General features: G+C 38.0%; 16 protein-coding genes. 12 read left to right on the top strand and 4 right to left on the bottom strand.

Going from position 1 to position 24637, the window contains the following annotated elements:
- The first annotated feature begins 289 nt into the window (after positions 1–289).
- The 5 genes from AQPE_RS00310 (at position 290) to AQPE_RS00330 (ending at position 10923) form a co-directional block, all read left to right on the top strand.
- Positions 290–3682 carry a PAS domain S-box protein gene (locus tag AQPE_RS00310; protein WP_318349044.1) on the top strand — a complete coding sequence of 1131 codons (3393 nt, stop codon included), beginning with the start codon at positions 290–292 and terminating at the stop codon, positions 3680–3682.
- A gap of 26 nt (positions 3683–3708) precedes the next feature.
- On the top strand, positions 3709–5877 hold the full coding sequence (locus tag AQPE_RS00315) for a PAS domain S-box protein (protein WP_318349045.1): 2169 nt from the start codon (positions 3709–3711) through the stop codon (positions 5875–5877).
- A 33-nt stretch (positions 5878–5910) separates the two neighbouring features.
- Positions 5911–8106, top strand: a complete 2196-nt coding sequence (locus AQPE_RS00320) for a PAS domain S-box protein (RefSeq protein WP_318349046.1) — start codon at positions 5911–5913, stop codon at positions 8104–8106.
- A gap of 94 nt (positions 8107–8200) precedes the next feature.
- Entirely contained in the window at positions 8201–8644 is a 444-nt protein-coding gene (locus tag AQPE_RS00325) for a response regulator (protein ID WP_318349047.1), read from the top strand.
- A 14-nt stretch (positions 8645–8658) separates the two neighbouring features.
- Positions 8659–10923: a PAS domain S-box protein gene (locus AQPE_RS00330; protein ID WP_318349048.1), complete on the top strand. Its 2265-nt coding sequence runs from the start codon at positions 8659–8661 to the stop codon at positions 10921–10923.
- 19 nt (positions 10924–10942) lie between these two features.
- Here AQPE_RS00330 and AQPE_RS00335 read toward each other — a convergent pair whose 3' ends face one another.
- A complete protein-coding gene (locus tag AQPE_RS00335; protein WP_318349049.1) occupies positions 10943–11827 on the bottom strand; it encodes a DNA/RNA non-specific endonuclease in 885 nt (294 codons plus the stop codon).
- 88 nt (positions 11828–11915) lie between these two features.
- Between AQPE_RS00335 and AQPE_RS00340 the strand changes: the two genes are divergently transcribed.
- The 7 genes from AQPE_RS00340 (at position 11916) to AQPE_RS00370 (ending at position 20470) form a co-directional block, all read left to right on the top strand.
- Positions 11916–12584: a YkgJ family cysteine cluster protein gene (locus tag AQPE_RS00340; RefSeq protein WP_318349050.1), complete on the top strand. Its 669-nt coding sequence runs from the start codon at positions 11916–11918 to the stop codon at positions 12582–12584.
- A 282-nt stretch (positions 12585–12866) separates the two neighbouring features.
- Positions 12867–14366, top strand: a complete 1500-nt coding sequence (locus AQPE_RS00345; RefSeq protein WP_318347493.1) for an IS1634 family transposase — start codon at positions 12867–12869, stop codon at positions 14364–14366.
- An 819-nt stretch (positions 14367–15185) separates the two neighbouring features.
- Complete coding sequence (locus AQPE_RS00350; protein WP_318349051.1) at positions 15186–16184, top strand: bifunctional heptose 7-phosphate kinase/heptose 1-phosphate adenyltransferase; 999 nt, start codon at positions 15186–15188, stop codon at positions 16182–16184.
- A 252-nt stretch (positions 16185–16436) separates the two neighbouring features.
- Entirely contained in the window at positions 16437–17237 is an 801-nt protein-coding gene (locus AQPE_RS00355) for a ParA family protein (protein ID WP_318349052.1), read from the top strand.
- A 12-nt stretch (positions 17238–17249) separates the two neighbouring features.
- Positions 17250–18134: a ParB/RepB/Spo0J family partition protein gene (locus AQPE_RS00360; protein ID WP_318349053.1), complete on the top strand. Its 885-nt coding sequence runs from the start codon at positions 17250–17252 to the stop codon at positions 18132–18134.
- Positions 18127–18747, top strand: coding sequence for a DUF5683 domain-containing protein (locus tag AQPE_RS00365; protein ID WP_318349054.1), 621 nt, complete (start codon positions 18127–18129; stop codon positions 18745–18747). The genes AQPE_RS00360 and AQPE_RS00365 overlap by 8 nt, the downstream gene beginning before the upstream one ends.
- A 10-nt stretch (positions 18748–18757) precedes the next feature.
- On the top strand, positions 18758–20470 hold the full coding sequence (locus AQPE_RS00370; RefSeq protein ID WP_318349055.1) for a lytic transglycosylase domain-containing protein: 1713 nt from the start codon (positions 18758–18760) through the stop codon (positions 20468–20470).
- A 120-nt stretch (positions 20471–20590) separates the two neighbouring features.
- Here the strand turns inward: AQPE_RS00370 and AQPE_RS00375 are convergent, their stop codons facing one another.
- The 3 genes from AQPE_RS00375 to AQPE_RS00385 form a co-directional block, all read right to left on the bottom strand.
- Positions 20591–20989 carry a thermonuclease family protein gene (locus AQPE_RS00375; protein WP_318349056.1) on the bottom strand — a complete coding sequence of 133 codons (399 nt, stop codon included), beginning with the start codon at positions 20987–20989 and terminating at the stop codon, positions 20591–20593.
- Between the two features lie 84 nt (positions 20990–21073).
- Positions 21074–22999 carry a membrane protein insertase YidC gene (gene yidC / locus AQPE_RS00380; RefSeq protein WP_318349057.1) on the bottom strand — a complete coding sequence of 642 codons (1926 nt, stop codon included), beginning with the start codon at positions 22997–22999 and terminating at the stop codon, positions 21074–21076.
- A gap of 12 nt (positions 23000–23011) precedes the next feature.
- The gene (locus tag AQPE_RS00385) at positions 23012–24616 is read right to left on the bottom strand and encodes a CTP synthase (protein ID WP_318349058.1); all 1605 of its coding nucleotides are present in this window, start codon (positions 24614–24616) and stop codon (positions 23012–23014) included.
- Between the last annotated feature and the right edge of the window lie 21 nt (positions 24617–24637).

A 24637-nucleotide genomic window follows, 5' to 3' on the forward strand; every position in this document is an offset into this window, starting at 1 on the left:
TTAGTGTCGTGTCAACCAACAATTGACGCAATGTCATACCGAACGTTCGACTGAGCTCACGTCGAAGGCTTGTTTCGGCATCTCGAATTAACATGAAACCCTGAAACCCCGCCTGACAAGCGAGCGGGCAGGAAGTTCTGGGTGATTGGTGCTTGATAAAGCCAAGCTAACACAACACCAGGAATTCAGTTGAGTGATTAGCCTCGAAATAGTTGCTTCATAAACATATTTGTCTTGTCTTTTTTAATTAGTATTTTTCTGAAATACGAAATCACGGAAAAGGTAGATTATGGGCAAGAAAGATGAAAATAGTGACGTCACGAAAAGCATATTTAATAATGGTGAACTATACCACATTTTATTTGAAAATGCAGGTGAGGTAATCATTTTCGCTTCGAACACTCAAATAATTGATTGCAACATTGAAGCGCTCACATTATTTGAATTCGGAACAAAATCGGACATGATTGGTCGTTTTTTATTCGATTTCAGCCCCGAGCTGCAGTCTGACGGAAAACAATCTTCAGTAAAAGCAAAAAGATTAATTGACGAAACCAACCGCAAAGCGTCTCTAAAATTCAACTGGAAGTATCTTAAATACAATGGGATTGCATTTGAAAGTGAAGTATCGATCCATTCATTTAAATACGAGAATCAGAACTACCAGAAGATCACAATTCGCGAACTATTTCAGAAACGGGACACGGAGAATGAATTAAATGAGGCTGAAAATCTACTTCAAAACGCTATTGATACTGTACCTCAACCGTTATTCATCAAAAATGATCAGTTTGTGTATACCCATTGTAACCAGGCATTTGCTGAATATATTGGAAAATCCAAAGAAGAAATCATTGGTTCAACCGTTTTTCAAATTAGTGAACCTGAAAAAGCCGCAATATACCAAAAATCGGATATTGAGCTATTTGATACAGAAAAATCTCAAATCTATGAATCAAAAGTAAAATCTTCGGAAGCGTTAAATCGTGATGTCGTTTTCAGAAAAAATATCATTAAAAATCTGGGAAATAGCAAGATCGGAATAATTGGAATAATCGATGATGTTACTGAATACAAAAAAAACAGAGAAGAATTAATTCAGACAGAGCTCAAGTATAAAAATATATTCAAAAACGTTCAGGATGTATTTTACCAGACTGATTTAAATGGAATTTTAACAGAAATAAGTCCATCGATCAAACGATACTCCCAGTATGTACATCATGACATTATTGGGCAACCCATCGAAAGCTTTTATGCCAATCCGGAAGACCGAAAACAATTGATAAAAGAGATCTCTGAAAAAGGCGAAGCGCTGGATTTCATATTACAGTTAAAAGGATTAAATAATCAATTGGTTTGGTCCTCGGTTAATGCGCATTTTATTTACGATGAAACAGGAAAGGTTTCCGGAGTAGAAGGAACAATAAGAGACATTACAGAACGGAAACAAACGGAAGATAAACTAAGACTTTCGCTTTCGTTACTTGAAGCAACACTTGACTCAACAGCCGATGGAATTCTGGTGGTAAGCCGCGAAGGGAAAATTACCAGCTACAATAAGCAGTTCAAGCAAATTTTTAATCTTTCAGAAGAAGTGCTTGAAGCAGGTGGTGTTTCCCAAGCGATTGAATACGTTCTGAGTCAGTTAAAAGATCCTGATCTGTTTGTTTCCAAGATGCAACACCTCTATAATCATCCTGAATTAGATAGCCTTGACACCATTGAATTAGTGGACGGGCGAATTTTGGAGCGCTTTTCATGCCCGCAACTTCTCGATGGTAAACCGATAGGACGAGTTTGGAATTTCAAAGATGTAACCGTAAATAAAACTGCAGAAAAACAAATGCAGTTGATGGCTCATGCCTTAAGAAGTATCAACGAATCGATTAGCATAACCGATATTAACGACCAAATTTTATTTGTGAATGCCGCATTTCTGAAAACCTACGGCTACGCGGAAAATGAGAATTTGGTTGGACAAGACATTTCAATTGTCCGGTCGGAGAATAATGATCCAGAACTTGTCAAACAAATTTTGACCATTACAGCCGAAACAGGTTGGCATGGTGAAATACTGAATAAAAGGCTTGACGGAACTGAATTTCCGATATCATTATCGACATCTGTTGTTCAAAATAATAATGGAGAAATAATCGGAATGGTTGGTGTTGCTGTTGACATTACTGAGCGGAAACATGCAGAAAAGACACTTGCGGATAAAGAAGCACAGTTACGGACTCTGCTTCAAACGATTCCCGACCTAATTTGGCTAAAAGACATCAATGGCGTTTACTTGACTTGTAATAAAATGTTCGAACAATTTTTTGGTGCTTCTGAGTCCGAAATTATTGGAAAAACCGATTATGATTTTGTGGATAAGGATCTAGCTGATCTTTTTCGCAATAATGATAGAAATGCGATGAAAGCAGGTAAAACATCAATTAACGAAGAGTGGATCACTTTTGCATCAGACGGACACAAGGCACTGCTCGAAACCATTAAAATGCCAATGTATAACCAAAAGAAAGAAATCATTGGCGTACTTGGCGTAGGCCGGGACATTACGTATCGGAAGCATTCCGAAGAAATGCTCAGGCAGAGCGAAACCAAATACCGGAACCTGATTGAGACTATGCCTGATGGCGTATACAGGAGCACCCCTGAAGGTAAATTTGTTGAAGTAAACGACGCTATGGTGAGAATTTTGGGATACGATAGCAAGGAAGATTTAATGTCAATCGATATCAAAACCCAACTTTATTTTGATGCTGAGGAAAGGGAAAGATTGTCGAAAAAATTGCGCATAAACGAATTAGACATATTTCCACTTCGAAGAAAAGATGGATCAACGGTTTATATAGAAGATCATGGCTGGTTTGTTACTGACGATGACGGTAAAACTATTTTTCATGAAGGTATTTCAAGGGATGTTACACAACGAAAAAATTCAGAGGTACAACTTCAGCAATACGCTGAGCAACTAAAGGAATTGGTTGCTACGAAAGACAAATTCTTCTCAATTATTGCTCACGATTTAAAAAGTCCGTTTAACTCCATAATGGGTTTAAGTGAGATCATAAAAAATGATGCCAAGCACCTCGACATTGCAACTATTGAGCAATATGCAGGAATCATTCATTCAACATCAAACAATACCTTTAAGTTACTTGAGAATCTGCTCGATTGGGCGCGAATCCAACAATCGCAAATGCCATTTCATCCGGTTTCACTTGTCTTAAAAACTCTTACAAACGAAGTTTTAGAGTTCTTGATCGAAAATGCAAATAGTAAAATGATTGCTATAATCAATTATATTCCAGATAATTTAATTGTTATGGCCGATAAAAATATGATCAGGACCATTCTTCGAAACCTAATATCAAATGCGTTGAAGTTTACTTCTAAAAATGGGAAAGTTGAAATAAAAGCGTTTTACAGCGAAAATAAAGTAGTGATTTCGGTTGCGGATACTGGGATAGGGATCAAACCGGAAGATATTGATAAAATCTTCAAAATTGGATCGAGCTTTTCGAAACGCGGAACTGAAAATGAAAAAGGAACAGGCCTTGGTTTGTTGCTATGTAAAGAGTTTGTTGAAAAACATGGGGGTGAAATTTGGATAGAAAGCGAAGAAGGGAAAGGTAGTAGCTTTAATTTCAGCATACCCACTTCAATTTAACTTAAAAATTTATCACACAGCACAATATGGATATAGAAGCACAAAACCATCAACTAAGACTTGAAATTGAGGCGCTGCAAGAGAAAATAGCTTCTTTAAAAGAAAGTGAAGAACGCTATCGGTTAATTTCAAGTGTTTCAACCGATTATACTTTTTCAACTAAAGTAATGCCTGATGGATCACTTAACCTGAATTGGGTTGCTGGGGCCTTCGAATCCATCTCTGGTTATTCGCTCGAAGAATTTAAAGCCCGTGGTGGATGGCGTGCCTCAATTCATCCTGATGACTATCCTATCGATGATAAAGACTTAGCCCGACTTCGGAATAATCAGAGTACAGAAAGTCAAATCAGAACAATTAATCGGGATGGAAAAATTGTATGGGTCCAGGTATTTGCCCATCCACTCTGGAGCAATGAAAAGAATAGACTGGTTGGAATATACGGAGCTGTAAAAAATATAACTGATCGAAAGAATGCTGAAGAAAATCTAATTAAATCTGAATTGCAATTTCGTTCCCTGGTTGAAAACATTCACGAAATGGTTACCATTCTTGATTTTAAGGGGAAACCCACTTATACCAGCCCAGCTGTTGAGCGAATAACTGGTTTTTCGTTAGAAGAATTGCAGCAAATGGATGGGTTTTGCTTAATTCATCCAGACGAATTGGAAGACGCAAAAAAAACCTTCGAGTTTCTGAAAAATAATCCCGGAGTTCAAACAACTCGAATCAATCGATTATTACATAAAGATGGGCATTGGATTTGGGCCGAAGGAACCTTAATCAATTTAATAAATAACGAAAATATTAATGCCATTGTAAGTAATTACCGCGATATAACCGAACGACTTACTCTTGAAAAACACCTAAAGGATTATAACGAACGACTAAAACTTATATTGGAAAACGCGCCAATTGCCATATGGGATTGGAATCTGGAAACGGATCAATGGTATGCGACCTCAAAATACTACACGATGCTAGGATATGAGCCTGAAACAGGTTATCCGGATCGAATCATCTGGATAAACCGAATTCATCCAGATGACCGTAAAGTGGTTGAAAAAAAAATTACTTCAGTACTTGATCACGAAAATGATGAATACAGTTACGAGGCCAGGATGTTGCATGCAGACGGAAGCTACCGTTGGCAAGCAGTTATTGGTAACGCAATCGAAAGAAACAAAGAAAATAAGCTTATCCGAATGCTGGGGGTTAGAATCGACATTAATGAAAGAAAACTTGCTGAGGAGTTGGTTATGAATTCGGAAAAGCGCTTAAGAGACTTTTTGGAAAAAATTAATCTGATCGCTGTTATACTCGACATCAATGGAAAAGTAATCTTTTGTAATGATTATCTGCTAAATCTTACAGGCTATTCATCGGCAGAGATGATTGGAGCCGATTGGTTCGACCTTATGATTCCGAATGACCATCCAGATGTTAAGAAAATGTTTTTGAACAGCCTGAAAGAAGGTAAGATTCTGTCACGTATAGAGAATCCAATTGTCACCAAAGATGGACAAATACGTGATATTGTCTGGAGTAACGCCGTACAACACGATTCCAATAGTCATATTTTAGGTGCATCAAGCATTGGCGAAGATATTACCGATCAAAAACTCGCTCAAAAAACTATTTTAAGTAAAGACAGATTATTACACTTGACTGGCGAAATGGCTAAAGTGGGCGGATGGGAATTTGAAACAAAAACCATGAAAGGAACATGGACTAATGAAGTGGCAAAAATTCACGCTCTCGATCCTGAAGGTGAATCGAATGTAGCTTTCGGATTAAGCTTCTATGATTCGGAGTCACGCATATTAATTGAAAATGCTATTGATAGAGCGATTTCCAATAAGGAATCATATGATCTGACGTTAAAGATGACCGATGCCAATAGTGTTAAAAAATGGGTACGAACAATAGGAATCCCAGTCGTTGAAGAGGGCAAAGTTGTAAGACTCCAAGGTACGTTTCAAGACATCTCCGAACTTAAAAAAGCAGAAGACGATCTACGGTTACTTAATGCAGAGCTTGAGCAAAGGGTATTGGATAGAACAAAAGAACTTGAGACCTCAAATACAGAGCTTGCCCGAATGAACAGACTTTTTGTAGGCCGTGAACTTCGAATGGTAGAGCTAAAGCGCCAAATTAAAGAGCTGGAAGAAAAACACCAAACAAACAATTCATAACAGGTTCTGACACATTAACTAAAACTTCGACGAATGAAAGAATCGACAATTATTGAATTGGTTCAAAACATTTCAATACTACTTGCTTTCAGCATGTTATATGATTACTTCTGGTCCAGAAAAGAAAGATTGAAGAATATTTATTTTAAATTTTCCTCAGGGATTATTCTGGGAATTATTGGTATTGTTCTGATTTTAAGCCCTTGGCATTTTTTATCTGGAATAATTTTCGATACTCGCTCTGTAATGCTTTCAACTGCGGGACTTTTCTTTGGCCCAATTCCGACTATTACGGCAATGATAATCACCGCATCATACCGATTGTTTATTGGAGGGAATGGGGTAATCATGGGAACTGCTGTTATTTTAAGCTCTGGAACATTAGGTCTTCTTTGGGCCCATTTCAGACCAAACTGGAAAAAAAATAAATATGCCGAACTAATCTCTTTAGGCATTTTAGTGCATTTGGTTATGCTTTCATTTACATTACTGTTACCATCTGATTTAATATGGAATACGCTAACAAACATCGCGCTGCCAGTTATTTTTCTTTATCCGCTCGCGTCTCTAATCCTGGGAGTTCTGATGTTACATCAGGCAGAAAATTCAGAAAACAAAAAGGCCATAAAAGACAGCGAAACACGTTTTAGGACCATTATTGAGCAAGCCACTGATTCAATGTATTTATCTGACCTGGATGGAAATATAATCGACTGCAACCAACAGGCCTATAAATGTATGGGGTATACCCGCGATGAGCTGTTAAAATTAAAAATTACAGCGCTGGATGACCAATTCTCAACCCATCAAGAAGTTAAGCTTTTTTTTGACAACATCAAACTAAACGAAAAACTAGTTTTCGAATCAGTACACCGGGGTAAAAACGGAAATACATTTCCGGTAGAAGTTAGCACTAGTCTAATTGAATTGAATGGTTCACTAAATATAATTGGATTTGTACGCAACATTTCGGAGCGTAAAAAAAACGAAGAGAAAATTATACGAATGGGGCATCATTATAAAGCTTTAATTGAGAAGGCTCCTGATGGAATTGTATTGATAGATGTTGCCAGAGAGTGCAAATTTATGAGCCCTTCTGCCTGTAAAATGTTTGGGTATTCAAATATAGATGACATCACAGGAAGTTTTGACCGTTTTATCCATCCTGATGACTTAACTTTCGTTTTATCCCATCTTGAAAATATTCAATTAAACTCATCGATAGTGCCAACAATTCAATTCCGGTTGAAAGGCAGAAACAGTCAATGCCAGTGGGTTGAAAGCACATTTAGCAATTTACTTGCCGATCCAAGTGTTGAAGCCATTGTTATTAATTTCAGGGATATAAGCGATCGCAAACTCGCCGATGAAGAAATAAAAAAGTTAAATGAAGAACTTGAACTAAAAGTAGCTGAAAGAACTGATGAACTAAAAAAACGAAGCAAAGAGCTAATTGAAAATGAGGTAGCTCTGTTAAATCTGGTAGAAGATCTTAACATTAAATCAGAAGAACTTCAAATAAGCGCCAAACAACTTGAGGCAACAAACAAGGAACTCGAAGCTTTCAGCTATTCGGTATCCCACGATTTAAGAGCTCCTTTGCGCGCCATTAATGGTTTTGTAAGTATTTTACTCGAAGATTACCATCAAGTACTTGATGATGAAGGAAAACGAATTTGTTTGATTATTCATTCGAATGCAGTCAAAATGGGTCAGCTCATTGACGACCTCCTTTCATTCTCAAGATTGATCAGGAGTGAATTACACAATTCCACTATCGATATGCAAAGTCTGGTTGGTACATTAATCGCAGAATTTCAGTCGTCAAAAGAATTGAATCCAAATGTCATTTCGTTGCAGGAACTTCCTCAATCGACTGGCGACTCCAATTTAATCAAGCAAGTTTGGACGAATTTAATATCGAATGCGATAAAATATTCTTCGAAAACAACAAATCCACAAATAACTATTGGAGCAAATACAGCTGAAAATGAAACAATTTACTTTATTAAAGACAACGGAGTTGGTTTTAGCATGAACTATATTCATAAACTTTTTGGCGTATTTCAGCGCTTACATAGCGTCAACGAATTTGAAGGAACAGGAGTTGGCTTAGCAATTGTGCAACGAATTGTTACCAGGCATGGAGGTCGTGTATGGGCTGAAGGCGAAATTGGCAAAGGAGCAACATTCTATTTCTCATTACCTAAAAGCACATCTAAAAAATAACAACCAATATCAAATCTGATAAACTGCGACAGCTTAGTTAGATTGAAAAAATCGCTATCTTTAATCGTTGACAAGAAAATGATAACTAGCCTATATGGAAAACCTTAATGCAGTAGAAATTCTTCTTGTAGAAGATAACCCTCAGGATGCTGAATTAATGATTCGTGCCCTTCACAAGCAAAAACTTGCGAACCAAATACACGTTACCGAAGATGGAGCGGAAGCCCTCGACTATCTGTTTTGTAAAGGGAAATACTTCGATCGGGATTTTTCACAATCGCCCAAGGTGATCTTTCTTGATCTCAAGCTTCCTAAAGTTAGCGGACTCGAAGTTCTTCAAGAGTTAAAATCGAATCCACTGACAAAAAAACTTCCTGTGGTTGTAGTCACTTCTTCACGCGAAGACCCTGATATAAAAAAAGCTTATGAATTAGGTGTTAACAGCTATGTCGTTAAACCAGTTAATTTCGATGATTTTTTTAGAGCCATGTCACAAATCGGTTTATATTGGCTTTTGGTTAACGAAGTGCCAAAATAAATATAATCAACAACATGGATAAATTCTATCAGATATTGCTTGTTGAAGATGAGGCACAAGATGCCGAACTCAACATTCGGGAGATAAAAAAGGTATTACCAAACAGTAAATTCGAAATCACAGATAACAGAAACAGATACATGGATCTCCTGTTATCCTACCGTCCGGATATTATCCTCTCTGATTTCAACATGCCATCATTCGATGGATTATCGGCACTGAAAATTGCTCAGGAAATGTGCCCACATACTCCATTCATCATGGTAACAGGCTCAATTAATGAGGATACGGCTGTTGAATGTATGAAAGCTGGAGCTTCGGACTACGTATTGAAAGATTCACTAAAACGACTTGGATCAGCAATAATTAATGCACTAAAGCAAAGAGATTTAGGCATAGAAAAATTTGAATCAGAAAAGCGACTTATTGAAAGCGAGAAAAGCTATTATGGATTATTCAATTCTGTTTCTGAGGCAATTTATATAATAAACGCCAGAGGCGAATTTATTGCAATAAATGCCGGAACTGAAAAAATGTATGGCTATTCATCAGAAGAAGTGATTGGCAAAACATCTGAATTTTTAGCTGCCAACGGATTAAATGACTTAAAAACGATATCGCAGCAGCTCAAGGATGTATTAGCTACTGGTATTCAACAACAATTCGAATTTTGGGGTAAGCGAAAAAATGGAGATATTTTTCCGAATGAAGTAATTTGCAACAAAGGAAACTATTTTGGACAAGAAGTGGTTATTGCCACTGGCAGAGATATTACTGATCGAAAAGAAGCCGAAGAAAAACTGAAAAGAGAGCGTAAATTACTCCGAACCTTAATAGATAATCTGCCGGTAACTATTTATGTAAAAGATCGCGAATGCAGAAAAGTGATTGCTAACAGGGCTGATTTGAAAATAGTTGGACTAAAGACTGAAGTAGAAGTATTAGGCAAAACAGATCTTGAAACCTATGGTCCTGAAGTTGGAATGAGAGGATTTACTGACGATAAAAAAGTAATTGACAGCGGAGAAGCCGTTTTGAACCGTGAAGAAGACTTTTGGGATGAGAATGGCATACAGCGCTGGTTAATTACTTCCAAGATTCCGCTTACCGAAGAAAATGGAGAAATAATCGGGTTAGTGGGAATTGGCCGCGATATCACGGAACAGAAACTGGCTCAGGAAAAAATTCTAAAACTTTCGATGGGAATTGAGCAAAGTTCAGCAACCATTGTAATTACCGATATAAATGGGAGCATTGAATATGTTAATCCTGCATTTACTGCAACATCTGGGTGGTCTGAAGAAGAAGCGATAAGCCTTAATCACCAGATACTTAAATCTGGGAATATGGAATCTGCTGTCTATATAGACCTTTGGGAAACGATTAGTTCAGGAAATGTTTGGCGAGGAGAGTTGCAGAATAGAAAAAAGGATGGATCGCTTTATTGGGAGTGGGCAACTATAACATCTATAAAAAATGATAAAGGAATAATAACGAACTACATAGCTATAAAAGAAGATATTACTGAACGTAAAAAAATGCAGGCAGAACTTATCCAGGCTAAAGAAAAGGCAGAAGAAAGCGACCGCCTGAAATCAGCATTTTTGGCTAATATGTCGCATGAGATACGAACACCTCTGAATAGCATTATTGGATTTTCAGAATTATTGGGAGATCCATCCTTTGATGAACAGCAGAAAGATGAATTTAGACAAACAATTGTAGACAATGGGAATAATTTATTGTTCATTATAAGTGATATCATGGATTTTTCAATGCTTGAGGCTGGACAAATGAAAATCCGTAAAGAGTTAATCTCAGTTAGAAAATTACTGACCGAATTACAGAATGATTTCAGCAAAAAAGCAATTCAAAAAGGAATTGAATTTCGCATTGCTCTATCGCAAAACACTCCCGACGTACAAATTGAAAGTGACTTATACCGCATCAGGCAAATTTTCAACAATCTGATAGGGAATGCATTAAAATTTACACTAAAAGGCTATATCGAAATAGGCTATCAAGTTGAAAACAATATTGTTACATTTCATACCAAAGACACAGGCATTGGAATTGATTCGGCATATCATCAGTCCATCTTCGAACGCTTTCGACAGGTCGATTTGGCTAAAACCCGAAAATATGGCGGAAATGGTTTAGGCTTGGCAATTTCTAAAAATCTGGTTGAACTGTTAGGGGGAACCATTTGGGTTGAATCTGAACCAGATAAATTTTCTAATTTCATTTTCACAATCCCAATTAAGACTGAAGATCTTTGATAAACAGGTCATTCAACAATTACCTTCGACTTCGACCTTTAATGAATACGAAAATAACTACTACTAGAATCACTAAAATCAAAACAAAATAGAATTGAAAATCAGACTTAACCGATTCCTGAGTTTTTTCTGTTACAGGTAATTGCTTTGTTGCAATTGGCTGTGGGCTTACCTGCCCGTCAAACCATTCAGAAAAATCAACACGACTTTCAAGCTTATTCTCCAGCTCATCCGGAAGTTGTGAAAAAAAGTCAAATCCGGTTAACTTTTCGGCTTCATCAACAGTCACTGCAAAATCAGTAACGGGTCGATCGCTTTTTCTGTTCGGAAATACAAACGCAATCATTTTGGGATCATCAGTCTCTTCATAAATTATCTTGAAGAAATATCCGGGAACTAACACCTGATCTACCCTAATAGTACCTTTGTTGTCTTTAAAAACAGGTCCTGCTACAACACATATCTTGTGTTCCTTTTTGGCCCACCTACGGACATCTGTTTCAAGCTCTTTCCAAATGCCACGATTAAAATCAGGAGCTTGAGGAGAAATATTCGACATATAAAAACTCTCTTGCATTGAGACAGGACTGAATCCCATATCTGCCGCCGGACAAAGATGTCCCCTATCGTAACCACTTTTCGTATAATCCGAAGATTTTGCAGATCCGGAAGGAACCATCGGATCCATTTTAAATTTGTTACTTCTCTCCTCCCCGCCTTCATTAACCATCTTATCGGTCAATGTATAATAAACCCAATTAGCTTGTTCGTATTTTTCGTTGTACGAGAGCGTATAATAGGTATGTTTAACCAAGTCATTTGAAGGAACAGGAAGATAATCGACAGATCCGGCAAACAACAAAACGTTGGAAATCAGCAATAAAAATGAAAATATAAATTTCACTGGGTTTAATTTATCAAGTTTGAAAAAAACTGGTGCAAATTAATCCTTTCCTGAAAACTAAATTACTTTTGTCGAAAAAAAGAGTTAGATGACAATGGAGAATAAGCATTTCAGCGAAAACGAACGGATTTTCTATTCTGATGGTTATCGTCTGGCACAATCAGCAATTGAGGAAGGGCTCTCGAATGATACTTTGTTTACGGCAATTGAATCGTTATACGATGCCATTGATGGTCTAAACGATTCAATCATTGCACTTGCTGAACGACAAAACATTAAAGTAGCATGCTTTAAGGGATGCCACTGGTGCTGTCAACAGGCTGTTTTCGCAAACTCCTACGAACTTCATTTCTTATCAGAAAAAATAAAGAAAGATTTTAATCCAGAAGATCTTACGGATGTAATTGCAAAAACAGACGCTAAATATCGGATAACATCAAACTTATCCGATGATGATATTTTGAAATACAAAGCTCCCTGCCCATTACTGCACGAAGGAGCATGTTCAGCATATGCAGCCAGGCCAATGGCATGTCGCATTTATCTCTCAACAAAACTGCAAACTTGTCTCGAATTTTATCATCACCCTGAAAATGAAACCAATTTCCCAGCATTGATTGATCTTCCATTACGTGCAGGTCAAATGATGAACGAAGGATTTAGGGCAGCATTAAAAGAGTCTGGTATTGAAACTGCTGAATTCAGGCTTGAGGAAGGGCTACGGATCACATTAAAAAACAAACAACCAAACTTCTGATATACAACAAATTACTAATTAGTGAATTTTATAGGATTGATTAAAAGATCAACTATCAAAAATGTTCATAACTCTGCGAAAAGGACATCCATTAATACAGATATATCAATATAACAAATACTTACAACAACAAAGTAGTTATAAACAATTGTTTATAACTACTGATCCTGACTTGTGACACTTTTGATTTTTCCACAGAGATCAATTTTTAAATTCCACATTATTAACAATTTAGCAATTAATATTTATTGATTTCACCGCACTAACGCCTAATTTTGCGGTATGTATTCAGTACGAAAAGTCAAAACTAAGTCGGGATCTGTTGCGGTTCAGGTTGTCAGGTATGTTGGTCACAGATCGATTGTAGGCAAACATATTGGTAGCGCCAAAGACCAGATAGAAGAGGCTGTTTTGAGGCAAAGGGCATTGGAATGGATCGATGAACAAACCGCCCAGTTATCGTTGTTCCCTGCCCAAAAACAAAAACTTTTAGTTGTAGACAGGGGCGAATGCATTGGGGTGACGCACCACTTTGCTTTTCGGTTCTTCATGGGCTGTTTCGATGAATGCGGTTTATCCCATCTTCCCCGCCTGTTGCTTGATCTGGCCATTATGCGCCTTATCGAGCCTGCTTCAAAACTCCGCTCTGTTGAACTGCTGGGATATTACTTCGGCATTAAATATTCTCAACGGATTTACCGCAATATTCCAAAGTTGTCAGCATACAAGGCAGATATTGAGCAATGTGCTTACAGGGTGGCACAACAGAAGTTCAATGAACCTTTCTATTTTGTGCTGTACGATGTTACCACATTGTATTTCGAGTCGTTTAAGGCCGATGAGTTTAAAATACAAGGGTTCTCAAAGGACAACAAGTCACAGCAACCCCAAATTGTCATCGGGCTGCTGGTAACACAAACAGGGTTTCCACTGTCGTATCAGGTTTTTGCAGGCAACACATTCGAAGGAAAGACAATGCTCCCGGTTGTGGAAACGTTTACCTCAGCCCACCCGCAGACACGGCCAATTATTGTAGCCGATGCCGCAATGCTGGATGAAGAAAGGCTTGCCGAACTCAGGGAAAAGAAACTATCGTACATTGTTGGTGCACGGCTGGCCAATGCGGAACTTGGATTGGTAAAACAAATCCATGCAACATTGAACGGGAAACACGGTGCCATAGCCCGCTTTCCATCGCGATACGGTTATTTGGTGTGCGATTTTTCACTCAAACGGTATAAAAAGGAATTGAACGAGCTAAACAAGCTTGTTCAAAAAGCCGAAGAGCTGGTGGCAAAGCAGTCACTGAAAGTGAAGGCTCAATTTGTCAGGAAGGTTACTAAAGAAAAAATAGAACTCAACACGACATTGATAGAAAAAAGGAGGCTGTTGCTTGGAATTAAGGGGTATTGCACCAACTTGCCCGAACAACAACTGTCCAACCAAATGGTCATAGACCGTTACCACCAGCTCTGGCACATTGAACAATCGTTCCGCATGAGTAAGTTTGATTTGCAAACCCGCCCAATATACCATCAAAAACAAGAAGCGATCAAGGCTCACGTACTGATTTGTTTTGTCGCTCTGATAGCAGAAAAATACCTGGAAATAATCACCAAATTATCATTGAGGGAAATCCGGTTCCTTGTCTGGAACATAACAGAAACCCATATTCAAGACCGATTGACCAAACAAACATTTGTCTTCCGATCCCCCACAAAGGAAATCATGAATAGCCAACTTGCAAACCTTATTACCAAATGGAATCTGCTACCGCACTAAATGTCACAAGTCAGGAAAAATGTTCATAACTCTGCGAAAAGGACATCCATTAATACGTATATATCAATATAACAAATACTTACAACAACAAAGTAGTTATAAACAATTGTTTATAACTACTGATCACAAACTATTCATTCAAAATCGAAGATTTACTTGACTTTAGGGTGCTAATTGTATTAACTTTAATACATCAGACGAGCGATAAAAAGCTGCTTTGAAAGAATGGAAAAGGTAAGGATACTTAAATGAATCACGAACCTGATCTTTCGGATCTTCGGATTCGCGTTCCGTAAAAGCTGAAGTTTGAACCGAAACATTCCATGTCAGGTTCATCAGCAGACATATGTTCGCAAAACGTTCACTAAAATGTTGATTCAGGAAAAGCAGGAGATAATGAAGAACCTCGGTTTATTCATTGTCGAACTGAAAACGAAAAGATCTCCGTATCTGTAGTAGTTTTTCACCAATCATCGGATTGAAAAAAACGATGAACAAAAAGGTGGCTTAAATGGGACTTCGTTCGGGAAGACAATTTCACGAAAGCGTCGAACGAACCGCTAGAATGTAGAACTGTAACAAGTTTTACAAGAAAGCTACAGGTTGTGAAAAATGGTTGGAGAAACCGGATGAAACAGCCAGCTCTAATAACCGTAGTCTGGCACTAAGGAAAACCTTCGGGTAATCTGAAAGTGAATGGGAACTTTCCTCAACGGAATGTTCCCATTCGTGTTTTAAGTCGGGCGTGCATTTGGCGGTTTATATCATTTTTTTCGCATTTAATTTTACTACTTTTGTCGCATCGATAAAATTCAGATAGTGGAAAAAGACAATATAGAACAGGTTTTCGGGAAGTTTGCTGAATTAAATGTATTGGTGCTTGGTGATGCGATGGTTGACAGTTATTTATGGGGAAAAGTCGACCGCATTTCTCCTGAGGCTCCCATTCCGATTGTAACTGTTACCAAACAGGAAAATAGATTGGGAGGCGCCGGAAATGTATCTCTTAACATTCAGGCTCTTGGTGCAACTCCAATTCTCGTATCAATTATTGGTAACGACGAAAAAGGTCGGACATTTTCTGAACTAATGGACGAAAACCATTTATCCAGTGAAGGAATTTTCGTTGATGAATCGCGAATGACAACTGTTAAGACCAGAATTATCAGCGGAGGACAACAGATTTCGAGGGTTGATCAGGAAATTTCAACTTTTATTAATACTGAATTTGAAAAGGAAGTTTTTGAAAAAATTAAAGAGATAATTGATCAAAAACAGATTCACATTATCATTTTTGTTGATTACGACAAAGGACTCATTACTCCCGGATTAATTAAAAATGTTATCGATCTGGCAAAGTCCAAAAAGATACTTACCGTAGCCGATCCGAAGAGGAGGAATTTTAATAACTATGAAGGTGTTGATCTTTTTAAACCAAACTTTAAAGAATTTAAAGAAGGGTTGAAGCTTGAAATCGAGAAGACCGATATGAATGAATTGAAAACGGTATCCGAAAACTTCAAAAAAGAAAAACAAATTGGATTACTCTTTATAACACTATCAGAGCTTGGAGTTTTTCTGACCAATGGAGTAAAGCAGAATTACTATCCGGCCGAAATCCGCGACATCGCTGATGTTTCGGGAGCTGGAGATACAGTTGTTGCTGCCGCAAGCCTTTGTTTAGCGGCCGGATTATCAATTCCATTCATGGCTCAACTCTCTAATCTGGCAGGCGGATTAGTTTGCGAAAAACTGGGAGTTGTGCCTATTGATTTAAAACAGTTGAAAAAAGAGGCAAAAAAAATACAGTTAACCTGATACATAGTTGTTGTGTTTGGCGAAATTTCAGAAAAGTACCATCTGCTGAAAATCAGGTTAAACAGGCTTGATTTACGACCACTGATATGAATCAGAAATATATAGGAAAATGTTTTTATTACAAATCACAAAGAGCTAATGATCTGTATTCCAAACACACACAACACAATTAAGTTTAATTAATAAATTCACTCAACCTGTTTATACTTTTAAATATTAACTTTGGAACTTACCAAATAAGTAATTTTTTATATGGGAAAAGTAATTGCACTTGCTAACCAAAAGGGAGGAGTCGGAAAAACCACAACCGCGATAAATCTGGCAGCAAGTCTGGCCGTTTTAGAATATAAGGTTTTAATCATTGATGCTGATCCACAGGCGAACGCCACCTCGGGCGTTGGTTTCGATGTGAAAAATGTAAAAACCAGCATCTATGAATGTATTGTTGATGAACTCGATCCACGAAAAATAATTTTAAATACAGAAATTCCAGGATTAGACCTCATTCCTTCACACATTGACTTGGTTGGTGCTGAAATTGAAATGCTGAATCTGCCTAACCGAGAAAAGGTATTGAGACATGTTATCGAAAAAATAAGAGATGAGTACGATTTTATCCTTATTGATTGTTCTCCTTCATTAGGTCTTATTACAGTAAATTCCCTAACTGCAGCCGATTCGGTTATCATTCCGGTACAATGCGAGTATTTTGCATTGGAGGGTCTTGGTAAGTTATTAAATACAATCAAAATTATTCAGACCAAACTACATCCTGATCTGGAGATCGAGGGATTTCTTCTTACGATGTTCGATTCACGGTTGAACTTATCGAATCAGGTAATGGAAGAAGTGAAAAAGCACTTTCAGGAGATGGTATTTGAATCTGTCATTTCTCGAAATATTAAATTGAGTGAAGCTCCAAGCTACGGACAACCAGCAATTCTGTATGATGCAACATCAAAAGGAGCTGCCAGTTATATGAACCTTGCCCGCGAGCTTTTGCAAAACAATGGGATGACAAAACTTAAGAATTCAGAAAAAATTATTGAATAAGACTTTTTGACTATGGCAAAAAAGAGCGCATTAGGAAGAGGTTTGGGTTCGTTGATTGAAGGTGCAAACGATGATCCTGTAAAAGAAGCAGGTTCTTCAATCAATGAAATCGAGATTTCTAAAATTATTGCAAACCCGTTTCAACCCCGGACTAAGTTTGACGAAGAAGCATTAAATGAATTAGCCACCTCGATTAAAGAAATCGGGATCATTCAACCGATCACTCTTCGGAAGATTGATGACGACCAATATCAGATTATTGCTGGCGAGCGGAGGTTCAGAGCCTCGAAAATTGCCGGATTGACAACCATTCCTGCATATGTCAGAACTGCCGATGACGAAGCGATGCTTGAAATGGCTCTTGTTGAGAACATCCAACGCGAAGATCTTGATGCCATTGAAATTGCGATAAGTTATCAGCGTTTGATTGATGAATGCAAACTGACCCAGGAAAATCTGAGCGACAGGGTTGGCAAAAAAAGATCAACCGTTACAAATTATCTTCGGTTGCTAAAACTACCTGCCCGCATTCAAAAAGGAATCGTTGAAAAAACAGTTTCCATGGGTCACGCCAGAGCTTTGGTAAATATCAAAGATTCGGAAATGCAATTGATGATCTACGACGAGATTATTAAAAACGAATTTTCGGTTCGTCGTGTCGAAGAAATTGTAAGAAACTACAACGAAGACAACAATAGTTTCCAACCTGCGGAAAAGAAAAAAAGTCCGAAATTTCCAACAGAATATCAAGATCTACACAATCACCTTAGCAAACATTTTCAATCGAAGATTGACTTCAGGATGGATCAAACCGGGAAAGGCAAGATTATTATTCCTTTTGGTTCGACCAAAGATTTGGAGCGCATATTAGGAATCCTTGATCAATTAGATGCTTAGAAAAAAAAATATTTTGACATTAAGCCGGTCTGCGATCTGGTTACTTTTAATCCTGTTTTTTGGAACAGGATTTTCTGCCTTTAGCCAGAAAACAGAGGTCGATTCGATCAAAATAAAAAAGGAAGTAGTTGTCCATTCACCCCGAAAGGCCACTATTTATTCGGCTGTATTGCCCGGACTAGGCCAGATTTACAACCGAAAATACTGGAAGTTACCTATTGTTTACGGAGGTTTTGTAACTTTAGGATACTTTATTAACTTTAACAACGAACTATACGTCAAATACAAACAAGCATATTCTGACATCCTGGATACTGATCCGAATACAAATTCGTTTAAAGATCTGGGTGTGAATCCAAGCTTATATGAATCTGATAAAATAACACAGTTCACTGAAAGATTAAGGATAGCAAAAGACGGATCAAGGCGTAACAGAGATTTGGTAGTCATTTTCACCGCTGCTTTTTACGCATTAAATATCATTGATGCAAGTGTTGATGCCAACTTCTTTAATTTCGACATGGGTGACGACTTAACTATCAATTGGGTTCCGGGTCCTGTTATTTGCATGGATCAGAAAGGGATCGGATTTCATTGTAAAATCACATTTTAACTAAAAGCTTATGAGGATATTAAAACTGACAGTAGTCTTACTAACAATTGCCGGACTCAATTCTTTTGCCTCCGGACTAAGGAAAGATAACCCTAAAAAAGCATGTACAATAAATATAAGCGCGCTTGACACTTTGAGTGGGTATGAAAAATATTATTCGATTCCTGACGAAACGATGAAAAAGATATTTTCAGACAAACTTGACAGCATGCTGAGCAGCTGGTATGTACAGAATGCATTCCTTCTTGATAGTACAGAACTGGCAGAAGCCGATACCCTCAAACAAACACTACCCGACTCTATTTATATCCAACGTTTACAATCGATGCAATCGGCTGTAAGCTTATCGTTTAACAATACGGTTAAGAGCTTTATTACCATGTATACAGTTCGGAAACCGAAACAGGTGGCTGTAATGCTTGGACTTGCCAATTACTATTTTCCCATGTTCGAAGAAGCTTTGGCTAAGTATGATCTGCCAATGGAATTAAAATACCTTCCTATTATTGAATCAGCATTAAATCCGGGGGCAAATTCGGTTGCAAGTGCCGTTGGGTTGTGGCAGTTCATGTACTCAACCGGAAAAATGTATAAACTCGAAATCAGCACATTTGTTGACGAACGTCGGGATCCTTTAAAAGCAACTGATGCCGCTGCCAGATATTTGAGAGACTTATACAACATTTATCAGGACTGGCATCTGGTTATTGCAGCATACAATTGTGGCCCTGGCAACGTAAACAAGGCCATAAAACGCAGTGGAGATGCCAAAGATTACTGGAAGATTTATTACCGGTTACCTAAGGAGACTCGTGGATATGTACCAGCATTCATTGCTGCCAACTATGTAATGAATTTTTATCAGAGTCACAACATTTTGCCAAAATCGCCTGATTTCCCAATCATTACCGATACGTTAATGGTCAATGACTATTTGCATTTCAACCAGATTTCAGAAATAATTGGAATACCAGTTGAGCAAATTCGCTGTTTGAATCCGCAATATCGACGAGATATTATCCCGGCCAGCAAAGACAAGTCATATAGTCTGGTTTTACCTCAGGATCAAATTTCAGCTTATCTTGAAAACGAAGCAATCATTCATGATCACCGCCGCACCGAATTCTTCCCGAACAATCAAATAATTAATCCGCAAAATAATTTTGCAAGTCATGGCCCTGGAGATATAAAAGGCCGAGATAAAGTCATTTATACAGTAAAATCAGGTGATAATCTCGGCTTGATTGCCGCATGGTTTAGAGTTCGAAGCTCTGACCTGAAATATTGGAATAACATTCATAAAAACTTCATTAAGGCCGGTCAAAAACTAGCGGTCTATGTTCCTGAAGGACATGGAGAACACTACAGCAAGCTCAATAAAAAGAGCTTTTCTGAAAAACAAAAATCGCTGAATGAAAAACCAACGGTCAGTTCAACTCAAAATTTAGCCAGTGCTGCTAAAAAACAATCTACAGAAACCAAATCTGCTGAAAAAACCACTACCCAATCAACGGTGAAAAGTTCATCTGTTGAAAAAAACAATGAGCAAACCGTAGAAAAGGGTGAATTTGTTTATTATAAAGTACGTAAAGGAGATAACTTCTGGTCGATTGCCAAGAAGTTTCCAGGAGTTTCAAACGATGACATCATGAAACTCAACAACATTACACAAGCGAATAGTTTGAGGGTTGGTCAGGTTTTAAAAATACTTCCAAAGGCATAATCCATCTCCCATTCACGGTCACAATACCATTAAGCCGTACATCTGATTCAATAATGCGAATTAGATGTACGGCTTAATTGTTATCGGGAATTTGTATCAGAGTGACTTAAAATAGCCTAACTAGATCATATATTTCTTTGCTAAACCTTTTGCAATAAGAATATCATTCAAACAATAATAATCGTCTATACTTCTTATATCCTCCAATCCGGTTAAAATGTTCTGATCAATCTGAATAAAAATCAATGCCAGATAACGTCCGTATTTTTCCTTTTTGTCTTTAATCGTCTCAATAATGACCTGACTATTTTCTTTCAGATTTTGTTTCACAAATTCAGAAGACTGATTTCCAAGCTCCCATTCCGGAGATCCTTTCTTTACTCCATACACTTCAGGAGTGTCGATACCATAAAGTCTTATTTTTTCGTTGTGAACCCAGGCCGAAAGACCTAAATCAATGTCGATTTCAATGGTATCGCCATCGACTACTTTCCGAATGACAGCATTGTATTGATACATGATTTTATGTTGTTAGTTTACAAACAACAAGTTACAAAAAATGCTGCCCGGAAGCAGCATTTTATTGAAATTATTTTCGAGGTTTTATTTTCGAGGTTTTACGCCCTGCTGTTTCGACATTTCCTCCAGTTTCTGCTGAAACTTAGACTTAACAACAGGCTTCTTCTTATTTATCATGATTTGAGCCCTGATTTTATCTTCATCAATCAGCATGCGGAAAACGTAAATTTGTCCGATAGTGAACACATTGGCCAGAAAATAATAATAGCTCAATCCTGAGGCATAACTATTCAGGATAAAGAGGAACATGACTGGCATAATGTACATCATGGTTTTCATTCCCGGCATAGCCTCTGTATTCTGAGTTTGCGAATTCATGTAGGTTGAGATGATCGTTGTAATCGTCATCAGCAAACAGAAAAGGCTGACATGGCTTCCGTAGAAAGGAATCGTAAATGGCATATTCCAAATTGAATCAAATGTCGATAAGTCGGTTGCCCATAAGAAACTTTGCTGACGCAATTCAATTGAAGTCGGAAAAAAGAAGAACATGGCAATCAGAACCGGGAATTGAAACAACATTGGCAAACAACCACCCATTGGATTCACTCCGGCTTTTTTATACAAAGCCATTGTAGCCTGTTGTTTTTCCATCGGTTTATCCTTGCCAAACTTGGCATTTATTTCGTCAATTTCAGGCTTTAAAGCCTTCATTTTGGCCTGAGAATGGTACGATTTATAGGTAAACGGAAAGATCAATAGTTTTATGAATACTGTAAGCAGTAAAATAATAATACCGAAATTACTAATAAACCTTCTTAGGAAATTGAAAGTCGGAATAATGATCCACTGATTAACCTGACGAACAACAACATAACCCAGGTTGATCTGTTTTTCCATCGAAAGATCATACTGTTTCAGTGTGGTGTAATGACTTGGCCCAAAATAGAACTTCATTTTAATGGTTTCCGAATCTTTACCTTCGTATGGTATGGCCACATCAGCATTAAATTTACCTACATAACGCGGATCTTCTTTGGTTAACTCTGTTTTAATGTCAACAGTTGGGAATGCATCATCGGCTATCAGCGTGGAAGCAAAAAACAACTGTTTGAAACTTACCCATTTGGTTTTCGTGCGCAAACTTTCGGTACCCGATTTACCGGTTGAAAGTTTTTCGACATCATCGTCCTGAAATTTGTAGTAAATGGTGGAGTAATTATCTTCTCCCATCTTCGATTTTCTCTCCTGACGGGGAACATCAATTTTCCAGTTAAAATTCAGGTAGTTGGAGTTGGTTGTTATAACATTACTTAAATTCTTGGTATTCACCTCAAAACCAACCAAATAAGAATTATAGCTCAAACTATATTTATATTCCAGATATTTGCCGTCGCCAGCCATTAACCGCATCGAAACAGTTTTCGAACTATTGGCGCCACCAGTGTTAAACTTTTCCATACCCTCTCTGCCAATTTTAACTTCAGGGCCAGTTATAACCTGACTTGGAGTTGAATCGGATGGAACGAAATAAAACGATTCGGTTTCGATACTACGGTTCTGCGCAAAGAAATTCATTCCGAATTTGCTGGTAGTTCCTTCAAAAAGGATCAGCGGTTTGCCCTCAAAAGTTTTGAAGTTTTTGAGCTCTACGGAATAAATCCGTCCTCCTTTATTCGATAAAGTCACTTTAACCAAGTTGTTTTCAATCGAATAAAACTTTTCTTTTCCGACTGAAGCTTCAGCAAAAACACCGAATTTTTCTTTTAGTACCTGGTTTGCTCCTGAAACCAAACTATCGGCATTTGTGCTTGCAGAAAGAACAGTCTGTGTTTCCTCCAATTTCTTTTCCGACAGAACTTTCTTTTCCTGATCAGCACGAACTAATGCAATTGAATCGCGCTGATGTTTGGCGGCGGCAAGCTGCTTTTCGGATGGCTTATTAAAATAACTGAACCCAATAAGAATTGAGAAAATCAGGACTGCACCTAATATCGTATTTCTATCCATATAAAATAATAATTATTTACCGAGCGCCGCTTTTACAAAAGCAACAAACAACGGATGTGGTTTTAAAACTGTACTGCTATATTCGGGATGAAACTGAACTCCGACAAACCATTTGTGCGAAGGAATTTCAATGACTTCAACCAGATTGGTATCCGGATTTAAGCCCGTAGCTTTCATTCCAGCAGCTTCAAATCGCTCCAGATATTGATCGTTAAATTCATAACGATGTCGGTGCCTTTCTTTGATCTCTGTTTTATTATAGGCTTTGTAGATATTAGAGACTTTATCACTGATCTGACATTTATAGGCTCCAAGCCGCATGGTTCCGCCCTTTTCAGTGATTCCCTTCTGTTCTTCCATCAGGTCAATAACAGGGTTTTCGGTCTTTTCATTCATTTCTGTCGAATCGGCTCCTGCGACTCCCAAAACATTACGGGCAAATTCAATAACAGCAATCTGCATCCCAAGGCAAATTCCAAAGAATGGAATGTTGTGTTCCCTCACATATTGTGTTGCAATAATTTTACCTTCAATTCCACGATGACCAAAACCAGGAGCTACAATAATACCTTTCAGCCCTTCCAGTTTCTTTTCAACGTTTTCGGCTGTAATTTTTTCGGAATGGATCCAACGAACTTTTACTTTGCATAAATTCATTGCACCTGCATGAATAATCGCTTCCACAATCGATTTGTAAGCATCCTGCAACTCAACATACTTACCAACTAAACCGATTTCAATTTGGCTTGTAGGCTTTTTTAGCTTGTTCAGGAAGTCATTCCAGTCGTCCATCTTAGGTTCATCCTTCAATGGAAGCCCCATTTTGCGCAAAACGATTTCATCCAGGCGTTCTTCGCGCATCTTGTTCGGAACTTCATAAATGGTTGCTACATCAATCGATTGGATCACGGCATCACTTTCGACATTACAAAAAAGCGCCACCTTTTTCCGCAGTCCCATATTTAATTCGTGCTCGGTGCGCAACACCAAAACATCGGGTTGAACTCCGTTTTCGAGCAATGCTTTTACTGAATGTTGTGTTGGTTTGGTTTTCAGTTCGCCTGAAGCTGCCAGGTAAGGAACCAATGTCAGGTGAATGACTAAAGCGTTTAAACCCAGTTCCCATTTCATCTGGCGAACGGCTTCAATGTACGGCAACGACTCAATATCGCCCACTGTTCCACCGATTTCGGTAACCACTATGTCGTATTTACCTTTCGAACCCAAAACTTTGATCCGTCGTTTAATTTCATCGGTAATGTGAGGAATAATCTGAACTGTTTTCCCAAGGTAATCGCCACGGCGTTCCTTGTTAATAACCGATTGGTAGATCCTTCCTGTAGTTACATTATTGGCCTGAGAAGTAGGAACATTCAGGAACCGTTCATAATGACCCAAATCGAGATCCGTTTCGGCACCGTCGTCGGTTACAAAACATTCTCCATGTTCGTATGGGTTTAAGGTTCCCGGATCAACATTAATGTATGGATCCAATTTCTGAATGGTTACTGAATATCCTCTGGACTGAAGTAACTTAGCCAGAGAAGAAGCTAAAATACCTTTCCCGAGCGAAGATGTTACACCTCCTGTTACGAATATGTACCTGGTTGCTGACAAAACTTTAGAATTTAATTGTTT

Source organism: Aquipluma nitroreducens, from assembly GCF_009689585.1.
Lineage (GTDB): Bacteria > Bacteroidota > Bacteroidia > Bacteroidales > Prolixibacteraceae > Aquipluma > Aquipluma nitroreducens.